This is a genomic window from Neptuniibacter sp. QD57_21 (assembly GCF_047778075.1).
GTDB lineage: Bacteria > Pseudomonadota > Gammaproteobacteria > Pseudomonadales > Balneatricaceae > Neptuniibacter.
On sequence record NZ_CP180549.1, the window covers coordinates 812857 to 838894 of the forward strand.

Genomic DNA, 26038 nt, shown 5'->3' on the forward strand with positions numbered 1-26038 from the left:
CTCTTTTTTGCAGGTGCGAATGCGAGATTTGCTGTTGGATTGTGTGTTAGAATGATCGAAATTTATCCATCAGTCCAATGGCTTGGCGAATAGCAAATACTCAGAGATGGATAGTGGAAAAGGAAAGGGATGATATTCCATGGAAAATTTGGCTCGCAAGCATCGCTTTATTGGTTGTACATTTACTCTCTTGGCTAGCTTTATGGCAGCTGCCCCTACTTTTGCTATTGATCCAGCTCCTGCAAAACTAGGGCCTCTTCAGGTAATTCCTCAGTTTAATGTCCAGGTTGGGCATGATGATAATATTTATTCTACGGACTCAAACAAAGTTGATTCAGTCATTACTGTGGTTAATCCTTCTGTTCAAGCTGTTTTGGAAAAAGGCCTAGATGTTTATAGCTTGAATTATGCTATTAAGCATGGAATTTATGAGAATGATTCTGCAGATAATTATACGGATCATGATCTGTCTGCTCAGGCTTATTTAGACTTTAATATCCGTAACCGTTTGGAATTGTTAGCTCGGTACCTAAAGGCCCATGAAGACAGAGGGTCTGGTCTTAATCAGGGTTCGAATGCTACAGCTAATGCTGCGCCAGTCGAATATGATGTAACTACTCTATCTGCGAAATATGGTTTTGGCGCGCAAGATGCTAAGGGGCGGATCGAAGTCGCAGCGGAGTTAAATGATCGTGAATATAGTAATTTTCGAAGCCAGACTGCAGCTAAAGATCGAGAAAGTTCAAAAGTTACCGGCACATTTTATTATCGGGTAATGCCTAAAACGTCTCTATTATTCGAAATTGAGCATGAAGAGATTGATTATGATCTTGCTTCTGTGACTTTAGATAGCTCAGAAACCGAATATTTGGTGGGTGCTACTTGGGATGCAACTGCAAAAACCACGGGTATCTTCAAAATAGGTTATGCGGAAAAAGATTTTGATTCAGCGTCACGTGAAGATGATGATGGTATTAGCTGGGAATTGGCCGTTAACTGGGCACCCAAAACATATTCTGTCGTTAGTTTTGTAACAAGTAGGGAAGAAGAAGAAACTGACGGTACTGGTAACTATATAGATACAACTAGCTGGAACCTAGGTTGGGAGCACGATTGGGGTAATCGAATTATTTCCCGTGTGGGATATGGTCAGTCAGATAGCGATTATGTTTCTAGTAGCCGTTCTGATGAATCGGAAATTTATGGTGTTGGTGTTACTTATCAACTGCAGCGCTGGTTGGACCTAGGGCTTGATTATTCTTATTCGGATCGGACTTCGAATCAGAGTGGTCTTGATTACGACAAAAATGCTGTTTATTTCACAGTACAAGGTTCTTTGTAATCCGTCCTGAATAATTGTTGTAAGGATTAATTGTGTCAAACGTATATAAAATTTTTGCCTGTGCCTTTTTTCTGCTTAGTGCTTCCTTTAGTAAAGCCAATGATCTGTCTGATTACCCTTTGGGTGCGGGGGATCTTTTGAGTATCACCGTATTTGGTGAAGAGGATTTAAGTTTAGAAGTGCGTTTGAGCGATGCGGGCACTATTTCATATCCGTTTTTGGGAGAAATTAGCACTAATGGTTTGAGTACGGGCGAATTAAGTGAAGTGATTCGTTCTAAATTAGCAGATGGTTATTTAGTCAACCCAAGTGTCAATGTTGCAGTAATAGAATACCGACAATTCTTTATTTATGGCCAGGTGGAAGAGCCCGGCGCATATCCTTATCAGCCGGGGCTGACCCTTCAGAAAGCGGTTGCGCTTGCGGGTGGTTTTACTGAACGAGCCTCGTCGGACAAGTTTTTTGTTGTAACGGAGCAACAAGCAAATAAAGACCCTATTAAAATCGATATCAATCATCCGGTTACCCCTGGAGACACGATAACGATCGAAGAAAGTTTCTTTTAATTCCCTAGTGAGCTTTCCAAACGGATTTGTATATGGATAACAAGCAAAACGCTGCATTTGACCGCTTAATGCAAGAAGACGTTATTGACCTCCGAGAATATTGGCTAACGATTAGTCGGCATAAATGGGGAATCATAGGCTTTGCCTTTTTGGTAACTTTGCTCACGATTCTTGTGGTTTTCTCTATGAAACCGGTATATCGGGCTACTGCCACATTGTTAATTGAGGCTCAGGAAGCGCAAGTTGTCTCTATTGAAGAGGTTTATGGTTTAGAGTCCGGGAATCAAGAGTATTTTCTGACTCAGTTTGAGATTCTGAAGTCGAGAAAGCTTGCTGAATCGGTAATGCGCAAGCTGGATCTAGCTAATCATCCTGAATTTAATGAAGAACCGACTTTTTCTTTTAATTGGCGAGAATTATTGCCACTAGAGCTTCCGGGTGGGGTTATTGAACCATCTGAAGAAGATATATTTCAGAAAAAATTAGATCTATTCCGTCAAAAAATAACGGTCTCTCCGGTACGTAAAACTCAGCTTGTAAAAGTAACATATGAGTCATATTCGCCTGTAATGGCTGCAGAAGTCGCTAACGCAATTGGTCAGGCTTACATAGAAAGTAACCTAGAGGCTAAGTTGGAAGTGACTATGCAGGCTTCTACTTGGTTGAGTGATCGTCTTGGTTACTTGCGTGATGAATTAAGAGTGGCTGAGAAACAATTGCAAAATTACCGAGATCAGGAAGGTATTGTCGGTGAAAAAGGTGGTTTGGATATTGCCTCTAAAGAGCTAGATCTTGTTTCTACCAAGCTTGTTGAATCTCGAAGAGATCGTCTGGAATTGCAAGGCGTTTATGACCAAATCCAAAAAATAGGTAAACGCAATCCTCGTAAATTAGAGTTACTTCCAGCTGTGCTGCAGCATCCTTTGGTTCAGACAATGAAGGAATCTGTAGCAGAGAAGCAATTAAAAAAATCTGAACTAGCTAAGCGATATGGTAGCAAGCACCCAAAAATGGTAGCTGTGAATTCAGAATTGAATATTGCCTACCGTTCTTTAAATCAGCAAATTATCTCTGTGGTTAATGGAATCGAAAACCAATATAAGGCAGCGTTGGCTAGTGAGAAGTCCCTAGAGAATTCTTTGGCAACGACTAAAGGCAGTATGCAGGATCTGAGTCGTAAAGAGTTTAAATTGCGTGAATTGCAGCAGGATGTCGATACCAAGCGAGCTCTGTATGATACTTTCTTTACTCGCTTTAATGAGACGAGTGCGACAGGTGATTTGAGAACTGCTAATGCACGAATAGTAGATCCGGCAGTAAAGCCTCAGCTGCCAGCAAAGCCAAACAAGAAATTAATAGTAGTATTAGCATTTGTTGTAAGCGTTATGTTTGGTGTTGTTTTTGCCTTCCTATTGAAAGCGTTAGATAACACGGTTAAAACTGCAGCCGATATTGAGGGTAAGTTGGGTGAAACAATGATGGGTTTATTACCATTGTTAAAACGCAAGGATGTTAAACACCCGAGTTATAGTGAATATCTGGAGGACTCTCAATCCGCTTTTGCGGAATCAGTTCGTACTATTAGAACGGGTGTGGTGTTGTCTGCTTTAGATAATCCACATAAGGTGTTGGCTGTCACCTCAACTATTCCTGGTGAGGGCAAAACATCAACAGCGATCAATATGGCTTATTCATTAGGGCAAATGGAGCGAGTATTGCTTATTGATGCAGATATGCGTAGACCTTCTCTTGCCAAAGCGCTGGGTTTTGATCATAAATTACCAGGATTATCTAATTTTGTGGCGGGTACCTCAAAGCTAGAGGATTGTATTCATCATCATGAAGCTTCGGGTATCGATGTTTTGACTGCAGGTATTATTCCTCCAAACCCGCTTGAATTATTGTCTTCTGAGCGTTTCGCAAAAGCACTAAGTGTGCTTGAAACTAAGTATGATCGTATCGTTATAGATACTGCACCAACGCAAGCGGTAAGTGATGCGCTAGTGCTTGCTCCAAAAGTTGGTGCGATGATCTACGTGGTTAAGGCTGATTCAACCAGTTATCAACAAGCCAAAGCTGGTTTGAAGCGATTGAAAGATATTAATGCTCCACTCATCGGTGTAGTGCTAAATCAGGTGAATACCAAAAAAGCGTCTAAATATTATGGGGCTGATTATGGTGGGTATTACGATTCCTACGGTTATACAGAGGAAAGCAAGAGCGCAGCATGATTGATCTGCATTGCCATATTTTGCCCGGTATCGATGATGGAGCCTCTTCTTTAGAAGAGGCTCTTTCGCTTGCTCGTATTGCTGTAGCTGATGGCATTACACATATGGTCTTTACGCCCCATGTTCATCCTGGTCGGTATGACAATAATGCTCAAACTATTCAGCCTGTATTTGAGCAATTTCAGCAAGCGCTTGTGGATAATGATATTCCTTTAGTGGTTATGCCAGCAGGAGAAGTTCGGTTGTCCGTTGAGGTTTTAGCTATGTTTACCTCCGGGCAATTACCATTCCTTGGTGAGTGGGATGAAAAAAAAGTGATGCTATTGGAGCTCCCGCATAGTCATGTACCGCCAGGTACCGATAACCTAGTGAAGTGGCTTTTGGATCGCGGTGTGCTACCAATGATTGCTCACCCAGAGCGAAATAAAGGGTTTATTGCGGATGAGCGTAAATTGGCACCTTTTGTTGAGATGGGGTGTTTGTTTCAGCTGACGGCTATGTCAGTGACTGCTGATTTTGGGCAGAAGGCTCATGAATTAGCTTTGAGGATGCTAGAAAATCAATGGGTTACAGTTCTTGCTAGTGATGCGCATAACGCAAACTATAGGCCGCCGATCTTATCAAAAGCGTTGGAAGCTGCAGCTGAAGTCATTGGTGTGGAAGAAGCGCGGCGTTTGGTGTGGGAAAACCCGGCTCGTATCATTGGTATAAATTAGATTTTGAAAGGGTTATGTCAGTTAAATCACCACTAATAAAATTATCAATTGTTATAGGCCTGCTTTTCTGTGTCATGGGTATTTATATGGCTGCGTCTTGGGCGATGGGTGATTTGTATGGTTATAAGGCCCGTTATGCGATTGAGTCTTGGCAAGAGGAGCGGACCTTGCCTGATTTGAAAGTAATAGACGAGGCTCTCGCCGATGCTGACCGAGCTTTATCTTGGGAAAGTGAAAACCCTGAGTATCATGAGCTTAAGGCTAGAGCCTTATATTATAAGGCCTTAGTGAAAGGGGTGGATGGCCTAGGGAGGGCTTACCTTGTAAGCGCTAAGCAGTCTCATGATACTGCTGCGCAGTTAAGGCCTCGATGGCCCTATACATGGGCTAATATGGCTTTAATGAAAGCTTATCTTGGTGAGTTTGATGAGGTATTTGATCAGGCCTTAGTTAAAGCTGAAAAATATGGCCCTTGGGAGCAATCTGTTCATCTTACAATTGCGCATACGGGGGCGATGTCATGGCCAAATTTGTCTGTAGAGCAAAAGAATATTATTGCTGCAAATGTCTCTCGAGGGTTAAAGCATAATTTTAAGGGTATGGCGCTTAACTTAGATGCATATAAACGACGCAATCTGATTTGTGCGTATATGCATAGAGATGAAAACCAAAAAAGGTTTTGTAGATAGCTTTACGCCCTCTAGTCAGTTTTCTGCTGACAATTCTTTAATTGTCCGGATTTAAAATAATGCTAGGATGCTCAATCTAGTTCTATCGTAGAGTTAAATATGGATCTGATTGAGCCTTTTTTTAAGGTGTTTCTTCTTATTTTTCTAGCTGAATTTGGTGATAAAAGTCAGCTGGTTTGTATGACCTTATCGGCTAGATATAAGCCTGTCCCGGTCTTAATAGGTGCGGTGACTGCGTTTTCAGTTTTGAATCTGTTGGCCGTTTTGTTTGGCGCAACTATAAGTGCCTATCTTCCTCAAACTATACTATTTGCTCTAGTCGGCACGCTGTTTTTGGTATTTGGTGTTCAGTCCTTACGTGCTGAGGATGATGAAGAGGAGGGTGATCTTAAGATCGGTAAGCACCTGCTTCTGTCTGTATTTGTATTAATATTTCTAGCTGAGTTTGGCGATAAAACGCAGTTATCTATAGCGGGTATGTCTGCTGTAGAGAATGCATGGATTGTTTGGCTTGCGGGAACATCTGCGTTGTTGGTTACGACGTTGCTGGGAGTTTGGTTGGGGCAATTCTTACTTAAACGTCTGTCCATTATTTGGATTCATCGAACGGCCGGTGTGTTATTTATTGGTTTTGCTTTAGTGGCTTTTTGGCAGTTAGCACAATTGGTGATGTAGATATGATCCAAGGTTTTCTTATTTTGTTGGTATGCCAGTTGGTTGGGGAACTCATCGTTACGGCTGCAAGTGTGCCTATTCCTGGCTCAGTGGTTGGCATGGTTTTGTTGCTGGTAGGGTTGATTATTCGGGGCGAGGTGCCAGAAGGGCTGCGTGTAACGGCTGAGGGGTTGCTGAAAGTGCTGCCATTGCTTTTAGTGCCAGCAGGTGTGGGGTTGATGAACTATTTTGGAGTGCTTTCCGATTATTGGCTTGAGCTGATGGTATCGTTATTTGTAAGTACTTTGATAACCATGTTTGTTGTGGCTTTTATGTTGAAGGTGCTCTCGAAAGAAAAGGCGAGTGCTAAGCAGGATTTAGGAGATGATGATGCTTGAGTTGTGGTCTCATTTTCAAACATTTCCAGTACTTTGGCTTGTCGTGACGCTAGTAGTTTTTTTATGTGCGTCCTGGATAAATGCAAAAGCAGGAAAAACGCCGTTTTTACATCCTGTATTGGTATCACTCTCACTGATTATTGTTGTTCTAAAACTAACTGAAACGGACTATGTGACCTATATGCAGGGTGGGCAGTATATTCACCTGTTATTGGGTCCCGCGGTTGTAGTATTGGCGGTCCCTTTATATGACAACCTCGCGACTGTGAAGCGATTGCTTGTGCCTTTACTGGTAGGTTGTGTCGTTGGGGCTATTGTTGCCGCGAGCTCAGCAATTCTCATCGGTGTTGCTTTTGGGTTGAGTGATGAGCTGCTATTAACTTTGGCACCTAAGTCTGTTACTTCCCCTATCGCAATTGCGGTAGCAGAAAAAATGGGCGGTTTTCCTTCTTTGGCTGCTGGACTTGTTCTTATTACAGGTGCGATGGGGTGTTTAATCGCACCGTTTGTTTATCGTCTGCTAGGCATTAAGGATGAGGCTGTAAAAGGCTTTGTTTTAGGTGTTGGTGCTCATGCGATGGGTACTGCATTTGCTTTTGAATACGGAATGGTTGCAGGTGCATTTGGTGGCTTGGCTATGGGAATGACGGGGGCATTTACTGCGTTTATGCTACCGGTTTTGGTGCCTTTGTTGGGGTTGTAGTTGCAAGAGTGTCTTATCGCGGTAAGATGCCGCTCCTACAAAGAAAGCTTTATTGGAGGAGGTGCATCTTACACCGAAATTTATTTAGTCTAGAAACTTATCCTACGATACAGCCTAAAAGTGAGCATCTCTGGGAGTCGTATCTGCGCTGAAAAAAACCTTTCTAGCTGTATTGTACTTTATCCACTGAATTGAAATGTTTCCTAGTAACACCCCTCCTTATGTTGCATTTGCTAAATGATCCTTTCGCCGGTAAAGTTCGCGCAGGTTAAAAAGTAGATCAAATTGGCAAATCTCATGACTCCATTAGAAAGATACAAGCAAGACCTCAAGCGCGATGATTTCTCTTATGATCCAGCCCAAGAGATGGCTGTTGAGCATCTTCAGCGTTTATATGACGATCTTGTAGCGGTTAAGGCTGAAGAGCCTAAAGTCGGTTTAATGGGGCGTTTGAAGAGTAAGCTGAAAAAACCGGAGCCGAAAGAGCCGGTTAAAGGTTTGTATTTCTGGGGTGGTGTAGGTCGTGGTAAGACTTACCTGATGGATACTTTTTACGACAGTCTTCCGTTCGAACAGAAGATGCGTACCCACTTCCACCGTTTTATGCAGCGTGTACATGCAGAATTAAAAGAGCTGGATGGTACGGCTAACCCACTAGTTGAGATTGGCAAAAAGTACGCACAAGAAGCTCGAATTATCTGTTTTGATGAATTCTTTGTTACAGATATCACTGATGCCATGATTCTGGGCGGCTTGCTGCAAGAATTATTCAAGAACGGTGTGACTCTAGTGGCGACGTCCAATATTGTGCCTGATGGATTGTACAAAGATGGATTACAGCGCGCTCGCTTCCTGCCAGCGATTGATATGCTAAATCGTTACACAGAAGTTGTGAACGTTGATGGTGGTGTTGACTATCGTTTACGTGCTTTAGAGCAGGCAGAGCTTTACCACTATCCGTTAGATGCTGAAGCGGATAAGAGTTTAAACCGCAGTTTTGAAAGTCTTGCGCCAGATCTAGAAGAGGTGGTTGAAGCCGAGGTTCTGGATATTAATGGCCGTGATATGCAGACACGCCGCTGTTGTGAAGACGTGGTTTGGTTTGATTTTAAAGAGCTTTGTGAAGGTCCTCGTTCCCAGAATGACTACATTGAGCTGGGCAAGATATTCCATGCTGTGATGGTGGGTAATGTGCCGCAGCTGGGTCGCTCAAATGATGATGCCGCTCGTCGCTTCATCAATATGGTCGATGAATTCTATGATAGTGGCGTTAAGTTGATTATCAGTGCTGAAAAGCCAATTCATGAAATTTATTCAGAAGGGCGTTTGGAATTCGAAATTGAGCGAACTCAAAGTCGTTTGCTTGAGATGCAGTCGCATGAGTATCTGGCTAGAGAGCATAGAGCTTGAGCTGTAGATAATGTTTTTAAAAGATGTGCTTTTATAGCGCATTTTTTATATGGGTGTGGAGCAAAGCTGGTTTTGAGTTGTTGCTGATTTTGGCCTGTTATTAACTGGTTTTTACTTGCAGTAAGGAATGCGCATATATATAATGCGCGCTCCCAAGTTTAGGCTTGCTTAAATTTTGGGCAGAAGAGAGTTGCTCTAATCAATTTGGAGCAACAAATAATTATAAGTCAGATCGGGCGATTTTATTAATAAAATCAACGAGATCTGAGTAAAGTTGAAAGGCTATACAGATGAAAACATTCGTCGCTAAGCCAGCCGAAGTAAAACGCGACTGGTACGTTGTTGACGCAGAAGGTAAAACTCTGGGTCGTCTGGCTACTGAAATTGCACGTCGTCTACGTGGTAAGCATAAGCCAGAATACACTCCACACGTTGATACTGGTGACTACATTGTAGTTGTTAACGCTGAAAAAGTAGGCGTTACTGGTAACAAGCGTAAAGATAAAACTTACTACCACCACACTGGTTTCCCAGGTGGCTTGAAAGAAGCTTCTTTCGAGAAGATGGTAGAAACTTTCCCTGAGCGCACTATCGAGCTTGCTGTTAAAGGCATGCTGCCAAAAGGTCCACTAGGTCGCGCTATGTATGCGAAGCTGAAAGTTTACGCTGGTGCAGAGCATCCGCATCAGGCTCAGCAGCCTAAAGAACTTAACGTTTAAGGGGAAGGATAATCATGTCTACTACACAGTATTACGGTACAGGTCGTCGTAAAACTTCTACAGCACGTGTTTTCCTGCGTCCAGGTACAGGTGCTATCACTATCAACAACCGCACTATCGAAGAATACTTCGGTCGTGAAACTGCGCGTATGATCGTTCGTCAGCCTCTAGAGCTTACTAACAATCTTGAAGCGTTCGACGTTGTTGTTACTGTTAAAGGCGGCGGCGGCTTCGGTCAAGCTGGCGCTATCCGTCACGGTATCACTCGTGCACTAATGGAATTTGATGAAACGCTTCGTCCAGCTCTACGTGAAGCAGGTTACGTTACTCGTGACGCTCGTATGGTTGAACGTAAGAAAGTTGGTCTACGTAAAGCACGTAAGAAGCCACAGTTCTCCAAGCGTTAATTCGATATCTTTTTCGAAAGATTTTGGATTCAGAAAAAGCGCCTGCCCCTTTATCGGGGTGGGCGTTTTTTTTGCACTGCGTTATATCAATACATTGGCCTAAAGTACGGCGAAAAATAAGTAATTCACCTTGTAAGAAAGGGGTAATTTCTTTACTATTTGGGCCATTTTTAAGATACAGATTTCCGTAGCTATAAAATTCTTAGCGGCCAGAATATTTTTGCACCTGCAGAGATATAAAATAAGGTCGATTGAGGGGAGATAACTTAATGAGCAATGATGGCGTGAATAAGGGTCGGCGCCGTCTCCTAATCGGTGCTACATCCGCAGTTGGTGCGGTTGGTGCTGTAGGAGCAGCTGTCCCATTCGTAGCTTCCTGGACGCCGAGTGCGAAGGCAAGAACTGCCGGCGCACCTGTCAAGGTGGATGTAAGTAAACTGGAACCTGGTCAGCAGGTAATTGCTAGCTGGCGTGGTAAGCCTGTGTGGATCGTTCGTCGTGGCGAAGAAGCATTGGCTAATCTGGCTAAGCTAGATAGCAACTTGCAGGATCCAAAATCGGATAACCCTGCACAGCAGCCTGATTACATTCCAAAAACCCCTGCGCGTTCTCTACGTGAAGATATCGCTGTTTTGGTTGGTATTTGTACTCACCTAGGTTGTTCTCCAACTTATCTTCCTGAAGTAGGTGTTACATCTGGTCAGGGTGAAGATTGGGTTGGCGGTTATTACTGCCCATGTCATGGTTCTCGTTTTGATCTTTCTGGTCGAGTAATGAACGGTTCCCCGGCTCCAAGTAACCTTGTGATCCCGCCTCATCACTATGAGAGCGAAAATGTGATCATCGTAGGTATTGATCAGGAGACTGCATAATGGCTGGTTCTCGTAACAAAGGTAACCCAGGTATCATGGGTTGGATTGATGATCGTTTCCCAGCTACAGCTATGTGGGAAGATCACCTATCTAAATACTACGCTCCAAAGAACTTTAACTTCTGGTACTTCTTTGGTTCATTGGCGCTTCTAGTGCTTGTTAACCAGATCCTAACGGGTATCTGGCTAACTATGTCTTACAATCCTTCTGCTGAAGGTGCGTTTGCTTCTATCGAATACATCATGCGTGATGTTGAATACGGTTGGTTGCTGCGCTATATGCACTCTACCGGTGCATCTGCATTCTTCGTAGTTGTTTACCTGCACATGCTTCGTGGCATGATGTACGGTTCTTACCGTAAGCCTCGTGAGCTTGTATGGCTATTCGGTATGACAATCTACCTAGCGCTTATGGCTGAAGCTTTCATGGGCTACCTATTGCCATGGGGTCAAATGTCTTACTGGGGTGCACAGGTAATCGTATCTCTATTCGCTGCTGTACCATACGTTGGTCCAGAACTAGCTGAATGGATTCGTGGTGACTACCTGATCTCTGGTATTACTCTAAACCGTTTCTTCTCTCTGCACGTAATTGCTCTACCAATCGTTCTATTGGCATTGGTTGTTCTGCATATTATCGCGCTACACGAAGTGGGTTCTAACAACCCAGACGGTATCGAAATTAAAGATAACAAAGATGAGAACGGCGTACCTGTTGACGGTATCCCATTCCACCCTTACTACTCTGTTAAAGACATTGTGGGCGTGGTTGTATTCCTATTTGTTTTCTGTGCGGTAGTCTTCTTCTTCCCTGAAGGTGGTGGTTACTTCATTGAGGCGCCAAACTTTGAGCCAGCTAACCCGCTGAAAACGCCTGAGCATATCGCGCCTGTATGGTACTTCACGCCATTCTACGCGATGCTACGTGCTATCCCGCCAATCCTAGGTTCTCAGTTCCCTGGTGTTGTTGTGATGGGTGCAGCGATTGCTATCTTGTTTGTGCTTCCTTGGTTGGATCGCAGCCCAGTTAAATCTATCCGCTACAAAGGCTGGATGAGCAAACTGTGGTTAGTGATCTTCTGTGTGTGCTTCGTAATTCTGGGCTACTTAGGTGTTGTTGCATCTACTCCAGGTCGTACGTTAGCGGCTCAGATTTGTACAGGTCTGTACTTCGCGTACTTCTTCCTGATGCCGATCTACACCAAAATGGAAAGTACTAAACCAGTTCCAGAAAGGGTTACAGGCTAATGAAAAAGTTTCTTATTGCATTAGTAATGGCGGCACTGCCTATGGCTGCAAGTGCTGCAGGTGGTGCTAAAGGCCACCTAGATGAGATGGACGTTGATCTGCATAACCAAGCATCTTTGCAGCGTGGTATGCAAACGTTTGTAAACTACTGCTTGGGCTGTCACTCTGCTGAGTTCCAACGTTATGAGCGTGCTGCGCTAGATTTAGGCATGAACCCAGAGCTTGTTGCTGAACACTTGATCTTTGGTGATCACAAAGTGGGTGAGCAGATGACTATCTCTATGGATAAAGGCGATGCTGGTAAGTGGTTCGGTAACCCTCCACCAGATTTAACGCTAGAAGCGCGTCTACGTGGTCCAGATTGGTTGTACACTTACCTACGTAGTTTCTACGCTGATGAGTCTCGTCCATGGGGCGTGAACAACGCAGTGTTTAAAGACGTTGGTATGCCAAACGTACTTGGCCCGCTACAGGGTGAAGTTGTTGCAAGCTGTTCTTGGGAAGAAATGAACGCTCACGGTTTGCGTGGTGAGGGTATTGATCCTCTAACTAACAAGCCGCTAACTAGCTGTACTTCTGTTAAGAAGGGCACTGGTGAGCTATCTCCAGAAGAGTTTGATGCGCTAGTATATGATCTAGTTAACTTCATGGTTTACATGGGTGAGCCATCTAAGTTGGATTCTCAGCGTATCGGTACTTACGTGTTGATCTTCTTGTTCCTATTCTTCTTCCTTGCGTATGCGCTGAAGAAAGAATTCTGGAGAGATGTACACTAATAGCTTTACGATATAATCGTGAGCTTTAAAACGCGGCCTCTTTTTTAAGGGGCCGCGTATCTGTTTCTAATAAGGGGTATTCTTAATGGGTGTTGTGGCAAAACGTTCTTCCATGTCCTTCTACTCTAATGGCGAGGACCAGTATAGCCATCGAGTTCGTATCGTCCTGGCAGAAAAGGGTGTTGCTGTAGAGATTCATGATTGTGATGAAGGTAATCTTCCTGAAGATCTAACTTCAATGAATCCGTACAATAGCCTGCCAACTTTGTTGGATCGCGATTTGGTTCTTTATGAGCCAAATGTGATGATGGAATATCTTGATGAGCGCTTCCCTCATCCGCCACTATTGCCTGTTTATCCAGTGGCCCGTGCTGAAAGCCGACTATACATGTATCGCATTCAGCGTGACTGGTGTGATCTTGCGGATAAAATCATTGAAGCTGCGATGGCTGATGATGAAGATACAGCAGAAGAGGTTCGTAAAGAGCTGCGTGATAGCTTGATTACGATTTCACCGATCTTTGCTGATAAGCCTTTCTTTATGAGTGAAGAGTTTACTTTGGTTGATTGCTGCCTAGCCCCACTATTGTGGCGTTTGCCGTTGTTGGGTATCGATCTTCCAGAAGATCAGTGCAAGCCTTTGGTTAAGTATATGGAACGCCTATTTGAGCGTGAATCTTTCCAAATGAGCTTGTCAGAAGCAGAGCGTGAAATGCGCGATTAATTGTTTCGTAGTAAAGTTAAAAAAGGGATGATGTTTCATCCCTTTTTTTATGTCGTAAATTTGTTAAATGTTTGGATAAAGAAATGAAGCCGAGTCGCCCTTATCTTGTTAAAGCACTGTATGACTGGTTATTGGATTGTGATTTAACACCTCATCTTTTGGTAGATGCTACGCAGGATGATGTTACTGTTCCTACGCAGTTTATTGATGATGGCCAGATTGTTTTAAATATTAATCCATCAGCGGTTCGGGATTTTTATCTCGATGATCGAGCGCTGTCTTTTAATGCGCGTTTTTCAGGCCAGCCAATGGATATATATGTACCGATGGCGGCTATCTTAGCCATCTATGCACGTGAAAATGGGCAGGGTATGGGCTTTGGTGGTGAGCCAGGTGTTGACTGCTATACGCAGGAGTTGGCAATACTGGATAACGTAGAAGATATGGATGCGGATGAGCCTAAGGAAGCTGAAAAGCCAGCAAAGTCAAAAAGGCCGTCATTAAAAGTTGTAAAGTAGTTGAGGGAAGTGGAAGGGTTGAACCTATAGAATTAAAGGTGCGTACTAAGGGTTAGTACGCACCGTGGCTCTTATCGATTAACGTATTCAAACACTTTTACAATTTTCTCTACGCCAGCGATATTTCTTACGATATTGATAGCATTCTCAGCTTCTTGAGGGCTTACAAGGCCCATAAGGTAAATCGTGCTGCTATCAGTTACTACCTTGATGCGAGATCCATCAACTGCTTCGTTTGTTAATAGCTCTGCTTTAACTTTTGTGGTTAGCCACGTGTCGTTAGTGCGAGCGATAGTGGATGAAACGCCAGAGATTTTTACTTCGTTATGAATCTTGCGTACTTTACGTACTTGGCTGACGATCTGTTCAGCTTCCTGTCTTGCGCTTTCTGCAGGTGCTTGGCCAGTTAACAGAACAACGCCGTTATAGCTTGTTACACTGATATTAGTCGCCTGCATCTGTTCTGAACCCTTGGCAAGGTTAACCATGGATAGTGTTTCAATCACTTCATCGTCTATGTATGAACCAACGGTTCGATTGCCTGGGTCTTCCTGAATAGGACCTTCTCTTCCGGCACTTAGGATATCGGAACAGCCTGTAACTAATAGCGATAAGCTAATCCCTGCAATTAAACTAAATGTCTTTTTGTTGATCATGTTTATTCGCTTCCAAAAAGTTGGTAGTCAATTAAATCGCATAAAGAGTGCAAAACTAGTAACTGCGCATGGTGAACTAGCGAACTATCGTCGCTAGGTACGCATATCTCGATCTCTTCTGGGCTGAGAAGCGCTGTGATATCGCCACCATCAGAACCGTTCAGGACGATAACAGTCATTTCACGATCATGGGCGGCTTGTATTGCTTGTACAAGGCTGCTGGAGCGACCATGAGGTGTTATCAGTAATAAAATGTCCCCAGGTTGGCCTAAAGCATGGATCTGTTTGGCTTGCGCGTCCATAAAGCCGCTATCTTCACAGATCGCGCTTAAGGTAGCGCCATCTGAATTAATATTGATTGCGGGTAGACCTGGGCGCTCATGCCTGAATCTATTCATCAATAGTGCGGTGAAGTGTTGTCCTAAAGATGAGGAGGCTCCATTAGCACAGCAGAGAATCTTGTTCTCACTGACAAGGCAATGAAGTAAAAGTTCGCCAGCATGGGCAATAAGTGGAGTGTACTGCTCAATGGTGATCGCGTTAACTTCCATTGAGTTGTGAAACTGGCTGACAATTCGGTCTTCGAGTTCCATGCTGTCCTTAATCGTTTACCTTAAGTTCTGAAGGCATCTTTATACCACAGAGGCTCCGTTGGTGCTGCATCATATTCGTAAGCAATGACATCAAATCGGCAATTATTGTTAGAAAATTGCTTTTTATGGCTCAAATAATGTTGTGCTGCTTTAATGATCTTTCGTTGTTTGGTGGTAGTAACTGAAGCTGCTGCACCGCCATACTTTTTTGAATTGCGGTAACGGACTTCGATAAAAACAAGTGTGCGTCGATCTAACATGATTAGATCGATCTCGCCAAAGCGACAATGATAATTGCGTTCGACTAAGGTGAGTTTGTTTTTTGAGAGGAATCTTTCGGCGTGTTTTTCGGCGTCCTTGCCGGTCTTGTTTCTGTCCATGAATGCTGTTTACTCAATAATTTGTGGGATGCCGTCTTTATATTTGGCCCAAGTTAGCGTTCTAAAAACAAGGCCGTTGTTGTTAATACTAAGTTGCCCTGTTTCGCCGTTGATCTGGGTGCCAGGAACCGCACTTAATTGTTTTAGATAGGGATGGATGCGATAAGCATCAAGACCTAGAGCGTATAAGCGACCAAAACGACTGTTTGTGTCATTGCGTTGCTGTGAAATAAGTACTTTGTCTTGGGATGGTGGTTTTAGGTTCCAAGGGGTGCCAAGGAAAGTTACGTTATTTAGGTCCTGGTCTTGGATCGGGTTGTTGCTGCCACTGAAAACGTGCGAAGTTGCGTAGATCGGTAGATCGCCTGCAAAGTTAAAAGCGAGCATGGTGTTTAGCTGTCTTGCATCATTGGGGAGTGCGGTGAGGATGATGGCTTCCATATCATGGCGGCGGTGCTCCTCAAATTCAATTTTGTGGGTATAAACTACTTTTCTTAGGTTCTTGTAGCGCTGTTTACTTTTATCTGTGGATAAAAATTGACTCACATGCTCGGAAAATTCGCTGATATCCCCAAAGTTACTTGAATGAACAACCATGCCGCCTAAGCTTGTGTAGTGTTCTTCAAAAGCCTTGCTGATTTTTTCGCCCCAGCCACTGTTTGGTGTTAATACTGCGGCACGGCGGATGCCGTCTTTCCATGCGCGCTCTGCAATTTGAGTGGCTTCATCTTCTGCCGAAAGGCCAAATTGATACATGCCTTCACGAGCGGGTGAATCGGTGTAGTTTAGGGCGAGTACAGGTACTTGAAAGTGCTGATCGGCAGCCAAGGTTGTAACATAGTCTTTAGCTAAAGGCCCGATGATCATATCGACTTGTTGCTCATTAACGATTGAAGCCAGCTGAATCGGGGTGTTTATCTTTTCAGAGTCCAGAAATAGAAGTTCTGGAGAGGTTTTGCCTGGTTGTTGGCTGCGTAGGTGAGCCATCATAATGCCTTCTTTGATGGCGTTGGCAGGTTTGGCTAATTTGCCTTCAAGCGGCAATAGTACTGCTATTTTTTGAGCTGAGAATGTCTGTGCACCTAGTCCGCCAAGAGATTGAGGTGGTAGCTTTTGGGCTGGGTGAGATTCCCATAATACGGCCCAGTTATTAAGCGCTTGGTTTTGTGTGTCTAGCTGTGTATTCAGGCTTAGTTCGTAAGCTAGCTCCAACCAGCCTTGCTCATGATAGCTATTAGTGCCACTGCGAATGAGTTCGGAAAGCTGGGTTGCTTCAATTTTTAGTAAACTATTCCAGATCTGATCGTGCAGGATTTGCTTTGCTTCGTCCGTATCGAGCAGTTGGCTTAGTCGGATCAGTTCTTTGGCTTCGCTAAAATGTCGCTGTTGTAGCTGGAAGGCATGGGCGCGCAGCTTGAGAATTTGAATCTCTTGCTCAGTCAGGAGTTTAAGCTCAGATGAGCTATTTAGCCTGTTGAGTTGTTGCAAAGCTTGTTCAGGTTGGTTTTGTTCAAGAGAAGCTTCAGCTTGAAGTTTGGCGATATCAAAGCGAAGGGATGGGGCTAGGAGGGCAACATCTATTTGGCTAAGTACGGCAGCAGCTTCCTGCTTGCGGCCTAGGCTAAGTAAAATCTTCGCAGCGTCTGCTCGATATTGAGCAGATTTAATCGGTTTTGCAGAATTTGCTTTTTTAAGCAGGCTTTCTACTTGTTGTTGGTCTTGCTCAGCTGCAGTCAGCGTTGGTTTCGTGGATGTCGTACTAACTGAACAGCCAGAAATAATTGTGCTGATTAAAATTGCTGAAAGAGACAGGCGCCACTGAAATTTCATATACTTCGCAACCCACGTTTTAAGATGGTATCTGTAATGTTAGAACCCGCACTGTACGTTGTAGCAACGCCAATAGGAAATCTGCAGGATATGACACCTCGCGCTATTGAGGTCTTGCAGCAAGTTGAGTTGATAGCTGCTGAGGACACACGTCATAGTGCCCGTCTGATGGCGCATTTCGGTATCAATACCCGCCTTGTTTCCGTCCATGAGCATAACGAACGCCAGCGAATTGAGACGATTGTACACCAGTTGCAATCTGGTGCCAGTGTTGCGCTCATTTCTGATGCTGGAACGCCGCTAATTTCTGACCCTGGATATGTTGTAGTCCAGGGGGTTAGAGAACAGGGTTTTAAGGTCGTGCCTGTTCCTGGTTGTGTGGCTTTTATAGCGGCTCTGTCAGTTGCAGGTTTGCCTACAGATCGATTTATCTTTGAGGGTTTTCTGCCGCATAAGTCGAGTGGACGTAAACAGCAGCTTAAGGGGTTGGTCGATGAAACGCGAACGCTGATTTTTTATGAATCCCCGCATCGTATTCTGGCTTCTCTGAAAGATATGCAGTTAGTTTTTGGTGGTGGGCGTGTTGTGGGGATTGCTCGTGAGTTGACTAAAACATATGAAACGATCCATGTGGATAAGTTGGATGCTGTCATAGAGTGGATGGAGGATGATTCTAATCAGCAGCGCGGTGAGTTTGTTGTTTTGGTTCACGGTATAGAAAATAAAGGCGCAGCTGAACTGGATGCTAAGGCTTTAGAGGTGTTGGATATTCTTCTTGCAGAGCTACCGGCGAGTCAGGCGGCTTCTTTAGCTGCGAAAATTACCGGTTTGAAGAAAAAAGTGCTTTATCAGGCGGCTTTAGATCGCTAACTGATTTAGCTTTTGTTAGAATTCGTGCCGAGGAGTTTGCCAGGCAGTCGCTGTCTTCTTTAGAAGGTGGAGGAAAGTCCGGGCTCCAAAGGGTAGAGTGCCAGATAACGTCTGGGCGGCGCGAGTCGACGGAAAGTGCAGCAGAAAATATACCGCCTAAGCATCCTCGGATGCCGGTAAGGTTGAAATGGTGCGGTAAGAGCGCACCGCGTGGGTGGTAACACTCCACGGCATGGTAAACCCCACTCGGAGCAAGACCAAATAGGGTTCCTATAGGCGTGACCCGCGCTGGAACCGGGTAGGTTGCTTGAGGTGCATAGTGATATGCATCCCAGATGAATGATTGTCCACGACAGAACCCGGCTTATCGGCAAACTCCTCGGCTATTTCTTGATATATTTCAACAGGTTACGGATGACTTGTTGAGGTATTAAAGATGGTGCGTAAGCTGGTACAGAACCGCTATCCCTTCATCGCCCTTCGAGGTCGAGCTTACTATTTCCGCTTTGCTTTTCCTCTGCTCGTGAAGGAGCTAATCCGTTGCTGTGCTGATGAGATCGTTGATGGTTGTAATAATTCATCAGGTATTCACTAATGTCTCTTCTCGCTTCAGTGCCAGAGGTATATCCCATAGCTGGTATCCACTCCATTTTAAAGCTTCTGAACAAACGGTCCATTGGGGCGTTATCCCAACAATTACCTCGACGACTCATACTCTGCTGCATGCAGTATTGCCACAGTCTCTGGCGAAACTTACGGCTGGCGTACAGGCTTCCTTGATCCAAGTGAAACATTACCCTTTGTAGCTTTCCTCGCTGCTCATACGCCATTTCTAATGCTTTCACCGCTAATTCAGAATTAGCTTTACTCGATATTGCCCACTCAGCGACTCGGCGAGAATAGAGATCAAGCGCGACAGCGAGGCAGTGCCATCGCCCCTGAGCTCAGATGTGAGTGATATCACCAGACCTGATTGGGTTGAGTTACGTCGAACTGACGATCCAGGGAGTTAGGGGTATCAGGTCTCTCTACCGTTGCATGTTTGTAGTTATGCGAACCGGGTTGTTTGGACACTAAACCCGCTTCACGCATCATTCCTATGATCGCGCGGCTACCTGCAGAGCCTCGACTACGCGCAAATATCTCGCCGACTTTGGCTCTCAGGTGAAGACGCTCGGTGTTGATGCGGGCCCGTTTATACCGGTAGTTATGGAAACATGAACGGTTGATACCAAAGGCTGAGCAGAGTAGCTCAACAGGTTGCTGCTCACTTAATTGATCGATCAGCGCGTATGACCGAGATCTTCTGCCATCAAGAGAGTTGTAGTCTTTTTTAATATCGATTTTTCTTGTTTGAGCTGTTTTACCCATCGTGCCTGCGTGTTGCTACCTGCATTCAGAGAATGGCTAGCTTTGGCCAATGAATAGCCTTGATCTAGCACTCGGCTTGCAGCCTCTTTCTTAAACTCAATTGAAAACGATCGACGTTTTCTTGCCATTGAACACCTCTTATAAGGTGGCAGCATTACCACCTAAATCAGTGTCCGGCTTCACTGAGCCGCTACAAAGGGAATAAGAGATGAGTGTAGTGCTAGTGGACTAGGCAGCATTGGTAGTGAAGGTATAGGAATTCTGTTTAGTGAGGTCGAAGTGTTTGGTGATAGTGAGGCTGTGCGTAATTCGTAGGCTGCCTTTGGTGGTCTGCTAGATAAATAACAGGAGTCAGGGGAAGCGGTGCTGAGTAGCTTTCGCGGCTGTTAGTTGAATTGCTTTACAACAAATTGTATTGCACTACAGTTCAATAGTTGATCAATGTTTTTTTGTTTAGTTTATCGTCTCGTAATGGAATGATTTTCAAAATAGGTTGTAAGTCTTTTTAAGGATGAGTCAGTTATTCCCTTCATAACTGAATTGTCGTTGGCTTGAGGTCGAGCCATGACAGTTGAGCTGTATGTCTAAAGATCGGGGATTCTCCCTGTGCCTCGCTTTCTGGGCAAAAATAATCTTTCTTTTATTGCATCTTTGATGCAATGAAGAGGTTTTTTCATAAGTAAATGTCTGATCATTGAACCTCGGTGGAGGTTCAATAGGGAGAATTTAGAAATGGATAAAAAATATCTTGCGTGTGCAATTTCCTTGGCAACTGCTTTGTTTGCTAATTCTGTTAGTGCGGCTGGTAATGGTTCGAATCCTAATGGGAAACCCTTCCAAGCTCTTCAAGAAAAAATAGATGCTAACACGGCTTTGATTGAGGCGAATTCAGAAGCTATCGGAACTTTAACTGTCTCAGTAAGTGATATAAATAATCGGCTCGATCAAACTGATATCCAGATCGGTACGCTAGAAGAGTTAATCGCTGCCAACAGCAATGATATTTCTGTTGCTATGGGAAGGATTAATGATGCTGATGCGCAAATTGATATTCTCTTTTCAGAGCTAAGTCAGATTGTTGAGGATCATTTGCTTGATATTGCAAATATAACAGCAACACTCAATAGTATAGAGATTGAAATTGCAAACCTAAATAATTTGAGGCAGGCATTAGCAGACGATCTAAACTCGAAGCTTGCGGCTCTGACATTACAGGTTGATACAAATACAGCTGATATCAGTCTCAATATACTAGAGTTACTATCCGTAAACGCTCAACTTACTTCAATAAACAGTCAGCTCCAAGATCTGGCTTCGCGCCAACAAGCTTTGCAAGAATCACAGGATACCCTATCTGCTGCCGTAGACTTACTTCGAATTACAGTAGCAGGTCTGGATTCAAGATTGGCAAATGTTGAAAGTTTGAACGTAAAGGGTAGTTGTCAGCAAATTCTAGAAGCAAACCCTTCAGCATCTAATGGTTATTATCAGATTGATGCTGATGCCTCCGATGATGTTGGTGCGGTGAATGTTTATTGTGATATGGAAACTGATGGAGGTGGTTGGACTAACCTTGATTTTGCGTCTAACCAAATTTTGTTAGCTAATGGGAACTTTATAAACTGTTCTTCGCTTACACATGATTCGAATGGACTAACATGCCGTGCACCTGAATTTAATAACGGTGGTTACCTTTATCATTATCGTTGTGATGGTGGCGACGATACTGCAAGGTATATTTTGGATCAGATAGGAGCTGAAATTGGCCATAAAAATTCACCTACCCTTGGTTTCCAAGGATTGACACAGCGATATACTGGTGAGCATGGAACGTCTCATTCAGGAAAGGATGAGTATATTTATGTAAATGGTGAAGTGGTTCATTGGAATGACCCAAAGGCTGCAGATTACTCAACAGGATATAATGGTAACTGTGTACCTGGATTCTTCAGCTTAACTTTATAAGCTCTGTTAGAAGGTTCGGCGCTTCATCCAAAGGCATCTTCTTAGATGCCTTTTTAATAGGTGGGTTACAAGGTTTGATGATGGCTAGCTAGCTTAGTTGTTATTTAAATTTTGCTCCTCAATCGTTTCTTTTTGATGCATCAAAGAGAAAAGTATATACAACAGTCTCCTTCTTAGGGGTCATTTCCTTGTTAGATATATAAAGGGGTGTAGGTTTAATTGTCGCTACAGGGGTTACTATGTTGGTGGGAGTTTAAGCTGTGCTTAGCTCTTTCGTCGTTATAAAGATCATGTTTTTTGGCTTGAATGACCATGTGAATGTCAAAGCGTGAATAAGGCGGTCCCCTTTATGTCAAACGGTAAGCAGTAGGAAGGGGCTGTAACTAAGATCTAGTAAAAAAACTATTTGCGTCAACAGATTGTTATTGAAGCCCTCGGTATCCATAATTGAGGTGTTTTTCTGGGGCTTGAACTGGTACATAGACTGGTGCAGAATGCTCCTCACAATGATTGATTGATGCTTCCGTAAGCTTCATGAAAGTCAGTAGAGAGGGCAGACGGTAGGTTGCTTGAGGTGCATAGTGATATGCATCCCAGATGAATGATTGTCCACGACAGAACCCGGCTTATCGGCAAACTCCTCATTATTCTTTCTTTTCAGGAAGAGCGGTGTTCACTGCTTTTCCTGTAAAGGTCTGATTCACCTAATTCATTGTTTTATATGCAGTCTCTCAATGCTTAGTTTTTGAGAGCTTCTCTCTGTATGCATTTCTCTAATGTTTGATCTCTGATAACCGTCATTTACGGCGCTTTCAGCCTTGCTTTAGTTGGGGTTACTTTCTATAGTGTGCTCTAGTGGGATAAAGTGGGTAAAAGTGGGTTTTTCTGTAATTTAAGTGGGTTTTGAGAGCCGAAAATGTTTAGAGGCGTTAATCAAATCAATCTGGATGCCAAGGGGCGCATGGCGATTCCGGCACGTTATCGCGAGAAAATCGCGACGTGTTGCGATGGTCAGCTCGTGGCTACGATTGATACTGAAGAGCGCTGTTTACTGCTTTATCCACTGGAAGAATGGGAAGTGATTCAGGAAAAAATTGAAAGCCTGCCCAGCTTTAATCCTGCAGCGCGTCGAATTCAGCGCCTATTGATTGGTCATGCAACAGATCTTGATATGGATGGGAATGGGCGATTGCTTTTGCCTGCTCCACTTCGAGAGTATGCCGAGCTCGATAAAAAAATTGTGTTGCTTGGGCAAGGGCAGAAGTTTGAAATCTGGAGTGAATCCAGATGGTTGGCTACCCGTGAAGAGTATCTTCAAGAGGTAGAAGGTGGCATGGCAATGCCTGAAGAATTACAAAATTTATCGCTATAGCGGATCGAGTAACGACGAATGAGCCAGGAATTTAAACATATCACAGTGCTGTTAAATGAAGCTGTAGAAGCTTTAGTGCAGGACACGTCTGGTTTCTATGTCGACGGGACCTTTGGTCGTGGCGGTCATTCTGCATTGGTATTGGATCAATTGGCAGAAGATGGTCAGTTGATGGGAATCGATAAGGATCCAACCGCCATTGCGCATGCACACGAACGTTTTGCAGATGAAGATCGTTTCTCTATAGCGCACGGCAGTTTTGCACAATTGCAAGAATTTGTAACTGAGCGTGGTTTGCAAGGACAGGTTGATGGAATTTTGCTGGATTTGGGTGTGTCTTCACCACAGTTAGATGATGCTTCCCGAGGGTTTAGCTTTCTAAATGATGGTCCGCTCGATATGCGAATGGACACCTCTTCCGGTGAAAGCGCGGCTGATTGGATCGCTCGCGCCGAAGAGAAAGAGATTGCTGATGTGATTTATACCTATGGCGAGGAGCGTTTCTCCCGTCGTATGGCGAAAGCGATTGTGGCTAAGCGTGAAGAAGAGCCAATTACCACGACAGCGCAGCTTTCAAAAATCATAGCTGAAGCCAATCCTGCTTGGGAAAAAGGTAAGAACCCTGCAACACGTGCTTTCCAAGGTATTCGTATCCACATTAATCGTGAATTGGAAGATCTGGAAAGCTGTTTGGATCAGGCTTTAGAAATGTTGAAAGTGGGTGGGCGTCTTGTAGTTATTAGCTTCCACTCACTAGAAGATCGGATTGTGAAGCGCTTTATTCGTCAGCATGTTAAAGGCGATGAGCATATTCCACGTGGTATTCCGGTTACAAACGATATGTTGAAAATTCGGTTGAAGAATGTAGGTAAGGCTGTGAAAGCGAGTGCCTCAGAAACCGAAGAGAACGTACGGGCTCGAAGTGCAGTGATGCGAGTGGCTGAAAAGGTCGCTTGATGCTTGGAAAGTTCTTGAAAAATTGGGTTGGTGATCAGGAGGATGAGAAGGGGAATTCATCTGGTCGAGACAATTTTTATAGTGCTGAAGAGTTGCTGAGCCCATTTTTATTGGTGTTTGTGTTGGTTGTGGTGCTTTTGGTGTCGTGCTTGGGCGTAGTAATGAGTGCCTTTGAATATCGACAGTTATTTAACCAGCATCAGGAATTGATACAGCAAAGGGATGAGCTTCAAGTTGAGTGGGGACAGCTATTGCTTGAGCAAAGTGCATGGGCTGCCAATAACCGAGTTGAACAACAAGCAACGAGCGTGTTGGGCATGAAAGTGCCAGACGTTGAGCAAATAGAGATCGTGAAGCATGAGCGATAACGCTGAAGCAGCAGTTGGTAGAGGATGGCGCCTTTGGTTGGTGCTGGTTCTTCTATTGCTCGTTGCAGGTGGGATTACGGCTCGCATGCTTTCGCTTTACGTTGAAGAGCAGTCGTTTCTGCAAACCCAAGGTGATGCTCGCTCATTGAGAACGGTTCAGGTACCTGCCCATCGTGGGATTATCACGGATAGGCATGGTGAACCCTTAGCGGTGAGTGCACCGGTCGCGACTATTTGGGCTGATCCGAAAATGACAGATATGCAGCACGATGGTTTGTCAAAACTAGCTGTGCTGCTGAAAACGAACAAAAAGAAACTACTGGCTAAGTTATCTGAAAATCGCAGTCGTAGATTTTTGTATTTACAGCGTCAAGTTACACCTGAGCTAGCTGAAAAAATTAGAGCTTTGCGTATACCGGGTGTGCATGTTGATCGTGAATATAAGCGTTACTATCCAGCAGCTGAGGTAACAACGCATCTGGTTGGTTTTACCAATTTGGATGGTAAAGGCCAAGAAGGTCTGGAACTGGCTTATGAGGATTGGTTAAAGGCTGACGCTGGTAAGCAGCTGGTTATGAAAGATCGTTTGGGTAGAACGATCAAACATATTCGGGAAGTTAAGCCTGCTTTGCATGGTAACGATATTCAGCTAAGCATCGATTTAAGGCTGCAATATCTAGCGTATAGAGAATTAAAAGCGTCAGTAGAAGCGCATAAAGCTGATGGCGGGTCGATTGTGATGCTAGATGCATCCACGGGCGAAGTGTTGGCGATGGTTAATCAGCCATCCTACAACCCGAATGATCCAAAACAGAGAATTTCGACGGCTTTAAGAAATAGAGCGTTAACCGATACATTTGAGCCGGGCTCGACAGTTAAGCCTATGACGGTCGCTGCGGCGTTAATGAGCGGTGAATACGAGCCGGAAACGATTGTAAATACTGCACCTGGTTATATGCGGGTTAAAGGTAAAACGATTCGAGATCATCGTAATTACGGTGAGATAGATATCTCCACCATTATTACGAAATCCAGCAATGTGGGTGTAACCAAGCTGTCGTTAAGCTTACCTGAAGGTTCGGTACGTAATCTGTATCACAATTTAGGCTTAGGGCAGGCAACAGGAATCGGCTTTCCGGGTGAAAGTACAGGTTATCTGCCTTATCTGAATTCGAGACAGCAAGTTGAGCGTGCGACGCTTTCTTATGGCTATGGCTTATCAGTTACGCCATTACAGCTAGCTCAATCATATTTGGCGTTGGCTAATGATGGTGTCGTGAGCCCTGTTAGTCTGATTCGCCAAAACGAAGCAGGTAAACCTGTTCGAGTTATGCCTGCGGATGTGGCGGTTGATGTCCGTGAAATGATGGAAACTGTGATTAGCGTTAAAGGCACGGGTCGTAGAGCTGCTGTGCAGGGATATCGAGTAGCTGGAAAAACAGGCACTGTGCATAAAGTTGGCCGTGGTGGATATATCGACGATCAGTATATATCTACATTTGCAGGTTTGGCGCCGGTAAGTGATCCGCGCTTAGTAACAGTAGTGATGATTGATAACCCTAAAGGCCAGGAATATTACGGTGGTGAGGTAGCAGCTCCGGTTTTTTCAAGAGCGGTAGGTGGAGCTTTACGTTTGATGAATATCCCACCGGATAATTGGCCGGAAGTAAATAAGCAGGTTGCTCAGCGTTGAATGAGGTGACT

General features: G+C 44.2%; 26 protein-coding genes, 1 other RNA gene and 1 pseudogene. 23 read left to right on the forward strand and 5 right to left on the reverse strand.

Translation table 11 applies throughout. The annotated features are described in order from the left end of the window. The first annotated feature begins 139 nt into the window (after nt 1-139). The 16 genes from ACMXYS_RS03480 to ACMXYS_RS03555 all read left to right on the forward strand — a co-directional run bounded on the left by ACMXYS_RS03480 (nt 140) and on the right by ACMXYS_RS03555 (nt 13972). On the forward strand, nt 140-1342 hold the full coding sequence (locus ACMXYS_RS03480; RefSeq protein ID WP_415897592.1) for an outer membrane beta-barrel protein: 1203 nt from the start codon (nt 140-142) through the stop codon (nt 1340-1342). A 32-nt stretch (nt 1343-1374) separates the two neighbouring features. Further along, complete coding sequence (locus ACMXYS_RS03485; protein ID WP_415897593.1) at nt 1375-1908, forward strand: polysaccharide biosynthesis/export family protein; 534 nt, start codon at nt 1375-1377, stop codon at nt 1906-1908. A gap of 32 nt (nt 1909-1940) precedes the next feature. Next, a complete protein-coding gene (locus tag ACMXYS_RS03490; protein ID WP_415897594.1) occupies nt 1941-4139 on the forward strand; it encodes a GumC family protein in 2199 nt (732 codons plus the stop codon). Further along, nucleotides 4136-4855, forward strand: a complete 720-nt coding sequence (locus ACMXYS_RS03495) for a tyrosine-protein phosphatase (protein ID WP_415897595.1) — start codon at nt 4136-4138, stop codon at nt 4853-4855. The genes ACMXYS_RS03490 and ACMXYS_RS03495 overlap by 4 nt, the downstream gene beginning before the upstream one ends. 86 nt (nt 4856-4941) lie before the next feature. Next, nucleotides 4942-5544, forward strand: coding sequence for a hypothetical protein (locus ACMXYS_RS03500; RefSeq protein ID WP_415897596.1), 603 nt, complete (start codon nt 4942-4944; stop codon nt 5542-5544). A 99-nt stretch (nt 5545-5643) separates the two neighbouring features. Beyond that, on the forward strand, nt 5644-6219 hold the full coding sequence (locus tag ACMXYS_RS03505) for a TMEM165/GDT1 family protein (RefSeq protein WP_415897597.1): 576 nt from the start codon (nt 5644-5646) through the stop codon (nt 6217-6219). Between the two features lie 2 nt (nt 6220-6221). Further along, nucleotides 6222-6596, forward strand: coding sequence for a CidA/LrgA family protein (locus tag ACMXYS_RS03510; protein WP_415897598.1), 375 nt, complete (start codon nt 6222-6224; stop codon nt 6594-6596). Then, on the forward strand, nt 6583-7299 hold the full coding sequence (locus tag ACMXYS_RS03515) for an LrgB family protein (protein ID WP_415897599.1): 717 nt from the start codon (nt 6583-6585) through the stop codon (nt 7297-7299). The genes ACMXYS_RS03510 and ACMXYS_RS03515 overlap by 14 nt, the downstream gene beginning before the upstream one ends. A 297-nt stretch (nt 7300-7596) precedes the next feature. Then, on the forward strand, nt 7597-8709 hold the full coding sequence (gene zapE, locus ACMXYS_RS03520) for a cell division protein ZapE (protein ID WP_415897600.1): 1113 nt from the start codon (nt 7597-7599) through the stop codon (nt 8707-8709). Nucleotides 8710-8999: 290 nt separating this feature from the next. Next, the gene (gene rplM / locus ACMXYS_RS03525; protein WP_415883619.1) at nt 9000-9428 is read left to right on the forward strand and encodes a 50S ribosomal protein L13; all 429 of its coding nucleotides are present in this window, start codon (nt 9000-9002) and stop codon (nt 9426-9428) included. A gap of 14 nt (nt 9429-9442) precedes the next feature. Next, nucleotides 9443-9835, forward strand: a complete 393-nt coding sequence (gene rpsI / locus ACMXYS_RS03530) for a 30S ribosomal protein S9 (protein WP_286239726.1) — start codon at nt 9443-9445, stop codon at nt 9833-9835. Nucleotides 9836-10104: 269 nt separating this feature from the next. Beyond that, on the forward strand, nt 10105-10707 hold the full coding sequence (gene petA, locus ACMXYS_RS03535) for a ubiquinol-cytochrome c reductase iron-sulfur subunit (RefSeq protein WP_415883620.1): 603 nt from the start codon (nt 10105-10107) through the stop codon (nt 10705-10707). Next, nucleotides 10707-11954, forward strand: a complete 1248-nt coding sequence (locus tag ACMXYS_RS03540) for a cytochrome b (protein ID WP_415890411.1) — start codon at nt 10707-10709, stop codon at nt 11952-11954. Before petA ends, ACMXYS_RS03540 begins: the two co-directional genes overlap by 1 nt. Next, nucleotides 11954-12730: a cytochrome c1 gene (locus ACMXYS_RS03545; protein ID WP_415893564.1), complete on the forward strand. Its 777-nt coding sequence runs from the start codon at nt 11954-11956 to the stop codon at nt 12728-12730. The genes ACMXYS_RS03540 and ACMXYS_RS03545 overlap by 1 nt, the downstream gene beginning before the upstream one ends. An 85-nt stretch (nt 12731-12815) precedes the next feature. Beyond that, entirely contained in the window at nt 12816-13454 is a 639-nt protein-coding gene (locus tag ACMXYS_RS03550) for a glutathione S-transferase N-terminal domain-containing protein (RefSeq protein ID WP_415890413.1), read from the forward strand. Between the two features lie 83 nt (nt 13455-13537). Continuing rightward, entirely contained in the window at nt 13538-13972 is a 435-nt protein-coding gene (locus tag ACMXYS_RS03555; protein ID WP_415897601.1) for a ClpXP protease specificity-enhancing factor, read from the forward strand. 71 nt (nt 13973-14043) lie between these two features. Here the strand turns inward: ACMXYS_RS03555 and ACMXYS_RS03560 are convergent, their stop codons facing one another. Genes ACMXYS_RS03560 through ACMXYS_RS03575 form a run of 4 tightly spaced genes read right to left on the reverse strand, consistent with a single transcriptional unit; the run spans nt 14044 to nt 17431 of the window. Next, a complete protein-coding gene (locus ACMXYS_RS03560) occupies nt 14044-14628 on the reverse strand; it encodes a BON domain-containing protein (protein WP_415897602.1) in 585 nt (194 codons plus the stop codon). 2 nt (nt 14629-14630) lie between these two features. Next, on the reverse strand, nt 14631-15221 hold the full coding sequence (locus ACMXYS_RS03565) for an SIS domain-containing protein (protein ID WP_415883626.1): 591 nt from the start codon (nt 15219-15221) through the stop codon (nt 14631-14633). A 20-nt stretch (nt 15222-15241) separates the two neighbouring features. Then, nucleotides 15242-15601 carry a YraN family protein gene (locus ACMXYS_RS03570; protein WP_415897603.1) on the reverse strand — a complete coding sequence of 120 codons (360 nt, stop codon included), beginning with the start codon at nt 15599-15601 and terminating at the stop codon, nt 15242-15244. 9 nt (nt 15602-15610) lie between these two features. After that, nucleotides 15611-17431, reverse strand: coding sequence for a penicillin-binding protein activator (locus tag ACMXYS_RS03575; RefSeq protein WP_415897604.1), 1821 nt, complete (start codon nt 17429-17431; stop codon nt 15611-15613). 36 nt (nt 17432-17467) lie between these two features. Between ACMXYS_RS03575 and rsmI the strand changes: the two genes are divergently transcribed. Further along, a complete protein-coding gene (gene rsmI, locus ACMXYS_RS03580; protein WP_415897605.1) occupies nt 17468-18301 on the forward strand; it encodes a 16S rRNA (cytidine(1402)-2'-O)-methyltransferase in 834 nt (277 codons plus the stop codon). Between the two features lie 31 nt (nt 18302-18332). After that, nucleotides 18333-18684, forward strand: an RNA gene (rnpB, locus tag ACMXYS_RS03585) — RNase P RNA component class A. Nucleotides 18685-18771: 87 nt separating this feature from the next. Here rnpB and ACMXYS_RS03590 read toward each other — a convergent pair. Then, a pseudogene (locus ACMXYS_RS03590) lies at nt 18772-19800 on the reverse strand (IS3 family transposase). Between the two features lie 604 nt (nt 19801-20404). Here ACMXYS_RS03590 and ACMXYS_RS03595 point away from each other — a divergent pair. From ACMXYS_RS03595 to ACMXYS_RS03615, 5 genes are all read left to right on the forward strand, one after another. Further along, nucleotides 20405-21637: a fibrinogen-like YCDxxxxGGGW domain-containing protein gene (locus tag ACMXYS_RS03595; protein WP_415897606.1), complete on the forward strand. Its 1233-nt coding sequence runs from the start codon at nt 20405-20407 to the stop codon at nt 21635-21637. 916 nt (nt 21638-22553) lie between these two features. After that, nucleotides 22554-23009, forward strand: a complete 456-nt coding sequence (gene mraZ, locus ACMXYS_RS03600) for a division/cell wall cluster transcriptional repressor MraZ (protein WP_415883635.1) — start codon at nt 22554-22556, stop codon at nt 23007-23009. A gap of 18 nt (nt 23010-23027) precedes the next feature. After that, the gene (rsmH, locus tag ACMXYS_RS03605; protein ID WP_415897607.1) at nt 23028-23966 is read left to right on the forward strand and encodes a 16S rRNA (cytosine(1402)-N(4))-methyltransferase RsmH; all 939 of its coding nucleotides are present in this window, start codon (nt 23028-23030) and stop codon (nt 23964-23966) included. A 14-nt stretch (nt 23967-23980) separates the two neighbouring features. After that, nucleotides 23981-24334, forward strand: a complete 354-nt coding sequence (ftsL, locus tag ACMXYS_RS03610; protein WP_415883637.1) for a cell division protein FtsL — start codon at nt 23981-23983, stop codon at nt 24332-24334. Beyond that, nucleotides 24324-26027, forward strand: coding sequence for a peptidoglycan D,D-transpeptidase FtsI family protein (locus ACMXYS_RS03615; protein ID WP_415883638.1), 1704 nt, complete (start codon nt 24324-24326; stop codon nt 26025-26027). Before ftsL ends, ACMXYS_RS03615 begins: the two co-directional genes overlap by 11 nt. Nucleotides 26028-26038: the final 11 nt, after the last annotated feature.

Excerpts from the sequence above, each read along its gene's own strand:
- ACMXYS_RS03480 (WP_415897592.1), top strand. The coding sequence starts at position 140 with ATGGAAAATTTGGCTCGCAAGCATCGCTTTATTGGTTGTACATTTACT.
- ACMXYS_RS03490 (WP_415897594.1), top strand. The coding sequence starts at position 1,941 with ATGGATAACAAGCAAAACGCTGCATTTGACCGCTTAATGCAAGAAGAC.
- ACMXYS_RS03495 (WP_415897595.1), top strand. The coding sequence starts at position 4,136 with ATGATTGATCTGCATTGCCATATTTTGCCCGGTATCGATGATGGAGCC.
- ACMXYS_RS03500 (WP_415897596.1), top strand. The coding sequence starts at position 4,942 with ATGGCTGCGTCTTGGGCGATGGGTGATTTGTATGGTTATAAGGCCCGT.
- ACMXYS_RS03505 (WP_415897597.1), top strand. The coding sequence starts at position 5,644 with ATGGATCTGATTGAGCCTTTTTTTAAGGTGTTTCTTCTTATTTTTCTA.
- ACMXYS_RS03510 (WP_415897598.1), top strand. The coding sequence starts at position 6,222 with ATGATCCAAGGTTTTCTTATTTTGTTGGTATGCCAGTTGGTTGGGGAA.
- ACMXYS_RS03515 (WP_415897599.1), top strand. The coding sequence starts at position 6,583 with ATGATGATGCTTGAGTTGTGGTCTCATTTTCAAACATTTCCAGTACTT.
- zapE (WP_415897600.1), top strand. The coding sequence starts at position 7,597 with ATGACTCCATTAGAAAGATACAAGCAAGACCTCAAGCGCGATGATTTC.
- rplM (WP_415883619.1), top strand. The coding sequence starts at position 9,000 with ATGAAAACATTCGTCGCTAAGCCAGCCGAAGTAAAACGCGACTGGTAC.
- rpsI (WP_286239726.1), top strand. The coding sequence starts at position 9,443 with ATGTCTACTACACAGTATTACGGTACAGGTCGTCGTAAAACTTCTACA.
- petA (WP_415883620.1), top strand. The coding sequence starts at position 10,105 with ATGAGCAATGATGGCGTGAATAAGGGTCGGCGCCGTCTCCTAATCGGT.
- ACMXYS_RS03540 (WP_415890411.1), top strand. The coding sequence starts at position 10,707 with ATGGCTGGTTCTCGTAACAAAGGTAACCCAGGTATCATGGGTTGGATT.
- ACMXYS_RS03545 (WP_415893564.1), top strand. The coding sequence starts at position 11,954 with ATGAAAAAGTTTCTTATTGCATTAGTAATGGCGGCACTGCCTATGGCT.
- ACMXYS_RS03550 (WP_415890413.1), top strand. The coding sequence starts at position 12,816 with ATGGGTGTTGTGGCAAAACGTTCTTCCATGTCCTTCTACTCTAATGGC.
- ACMXYS_RS03555 (WP_415897601.1), top strand. The coding sequence starts at position 13,538 with ATGAAGCCGAGTCGCCCTTATCTTGTTAAAGCACTGTATGACTGGTTA.
- ACMXYS_RS03560 (WP_415897602.1), bottom strand. The coding sequence starts at position 14,628 with ATGATCAACAAAAAGACATTTAGTTTAATTGCAGGGATTAGCTTATCG.
- ACMXYS_RS03565 (WP_415883626.1), bottom strand. The coding sequence starts at position 15,221 with ATGGAACTCGAAGACCGAATTGTCAGCCAGTTTCACAACTCAATGGAA.
- ACMXYS_RS03570 (WP_415897603.1), bottom strand. The coding sequence starts at position 15,601 with ATGGACAGAAACAAGACCGGCAAGGACGCCGAAAAACACGCCGAAAGA.
- ACMXYS_RS03575 (WP_415897604.1), bottom strand. The coding sequence starts at position 17,431 with ATGAAATTTCAGTGGCGCCTGTCTCTTTCAGCAATTTTAATCAGCACA.
- rsmI (WP_415897605.1), top strand. The coding sequence starts at position 17,468 with ATGTTAGAACCCGCACTGTACGTTGTAGCAACGCCAATAGGAAATCTG.
- ACMXYS_RS03595 (WP_415897606.1), top strand. The coding sequence starts at position 20,405 with ATGGATAAAAAATATCTTGCGTGTGCAATTTCCTTGGCAACTGCTTTG.
- mraZ (WP_415883635.1), top strand. The coding sequence starts at position 22,554 with ATGTTTAGAGGCGTTAATCAAATCAATCTGGATGCCAAGGGGCGCATG.
- rsmH (WP_415897607.1), top strand. The coding sequence starts at position 23,028 with ATGAGCCAGGAATTTAAACATATCACAGTGCTGTTAAATGAAGCTGTA.
- ACMXYS_RS03615 (WP_415883638.1), top strand. The coding sequence starts at position 24,324 with ATGAGCGATAACGCTGAAGCAGCAGTTGGTAGAGGATGGCGCCTTTGG.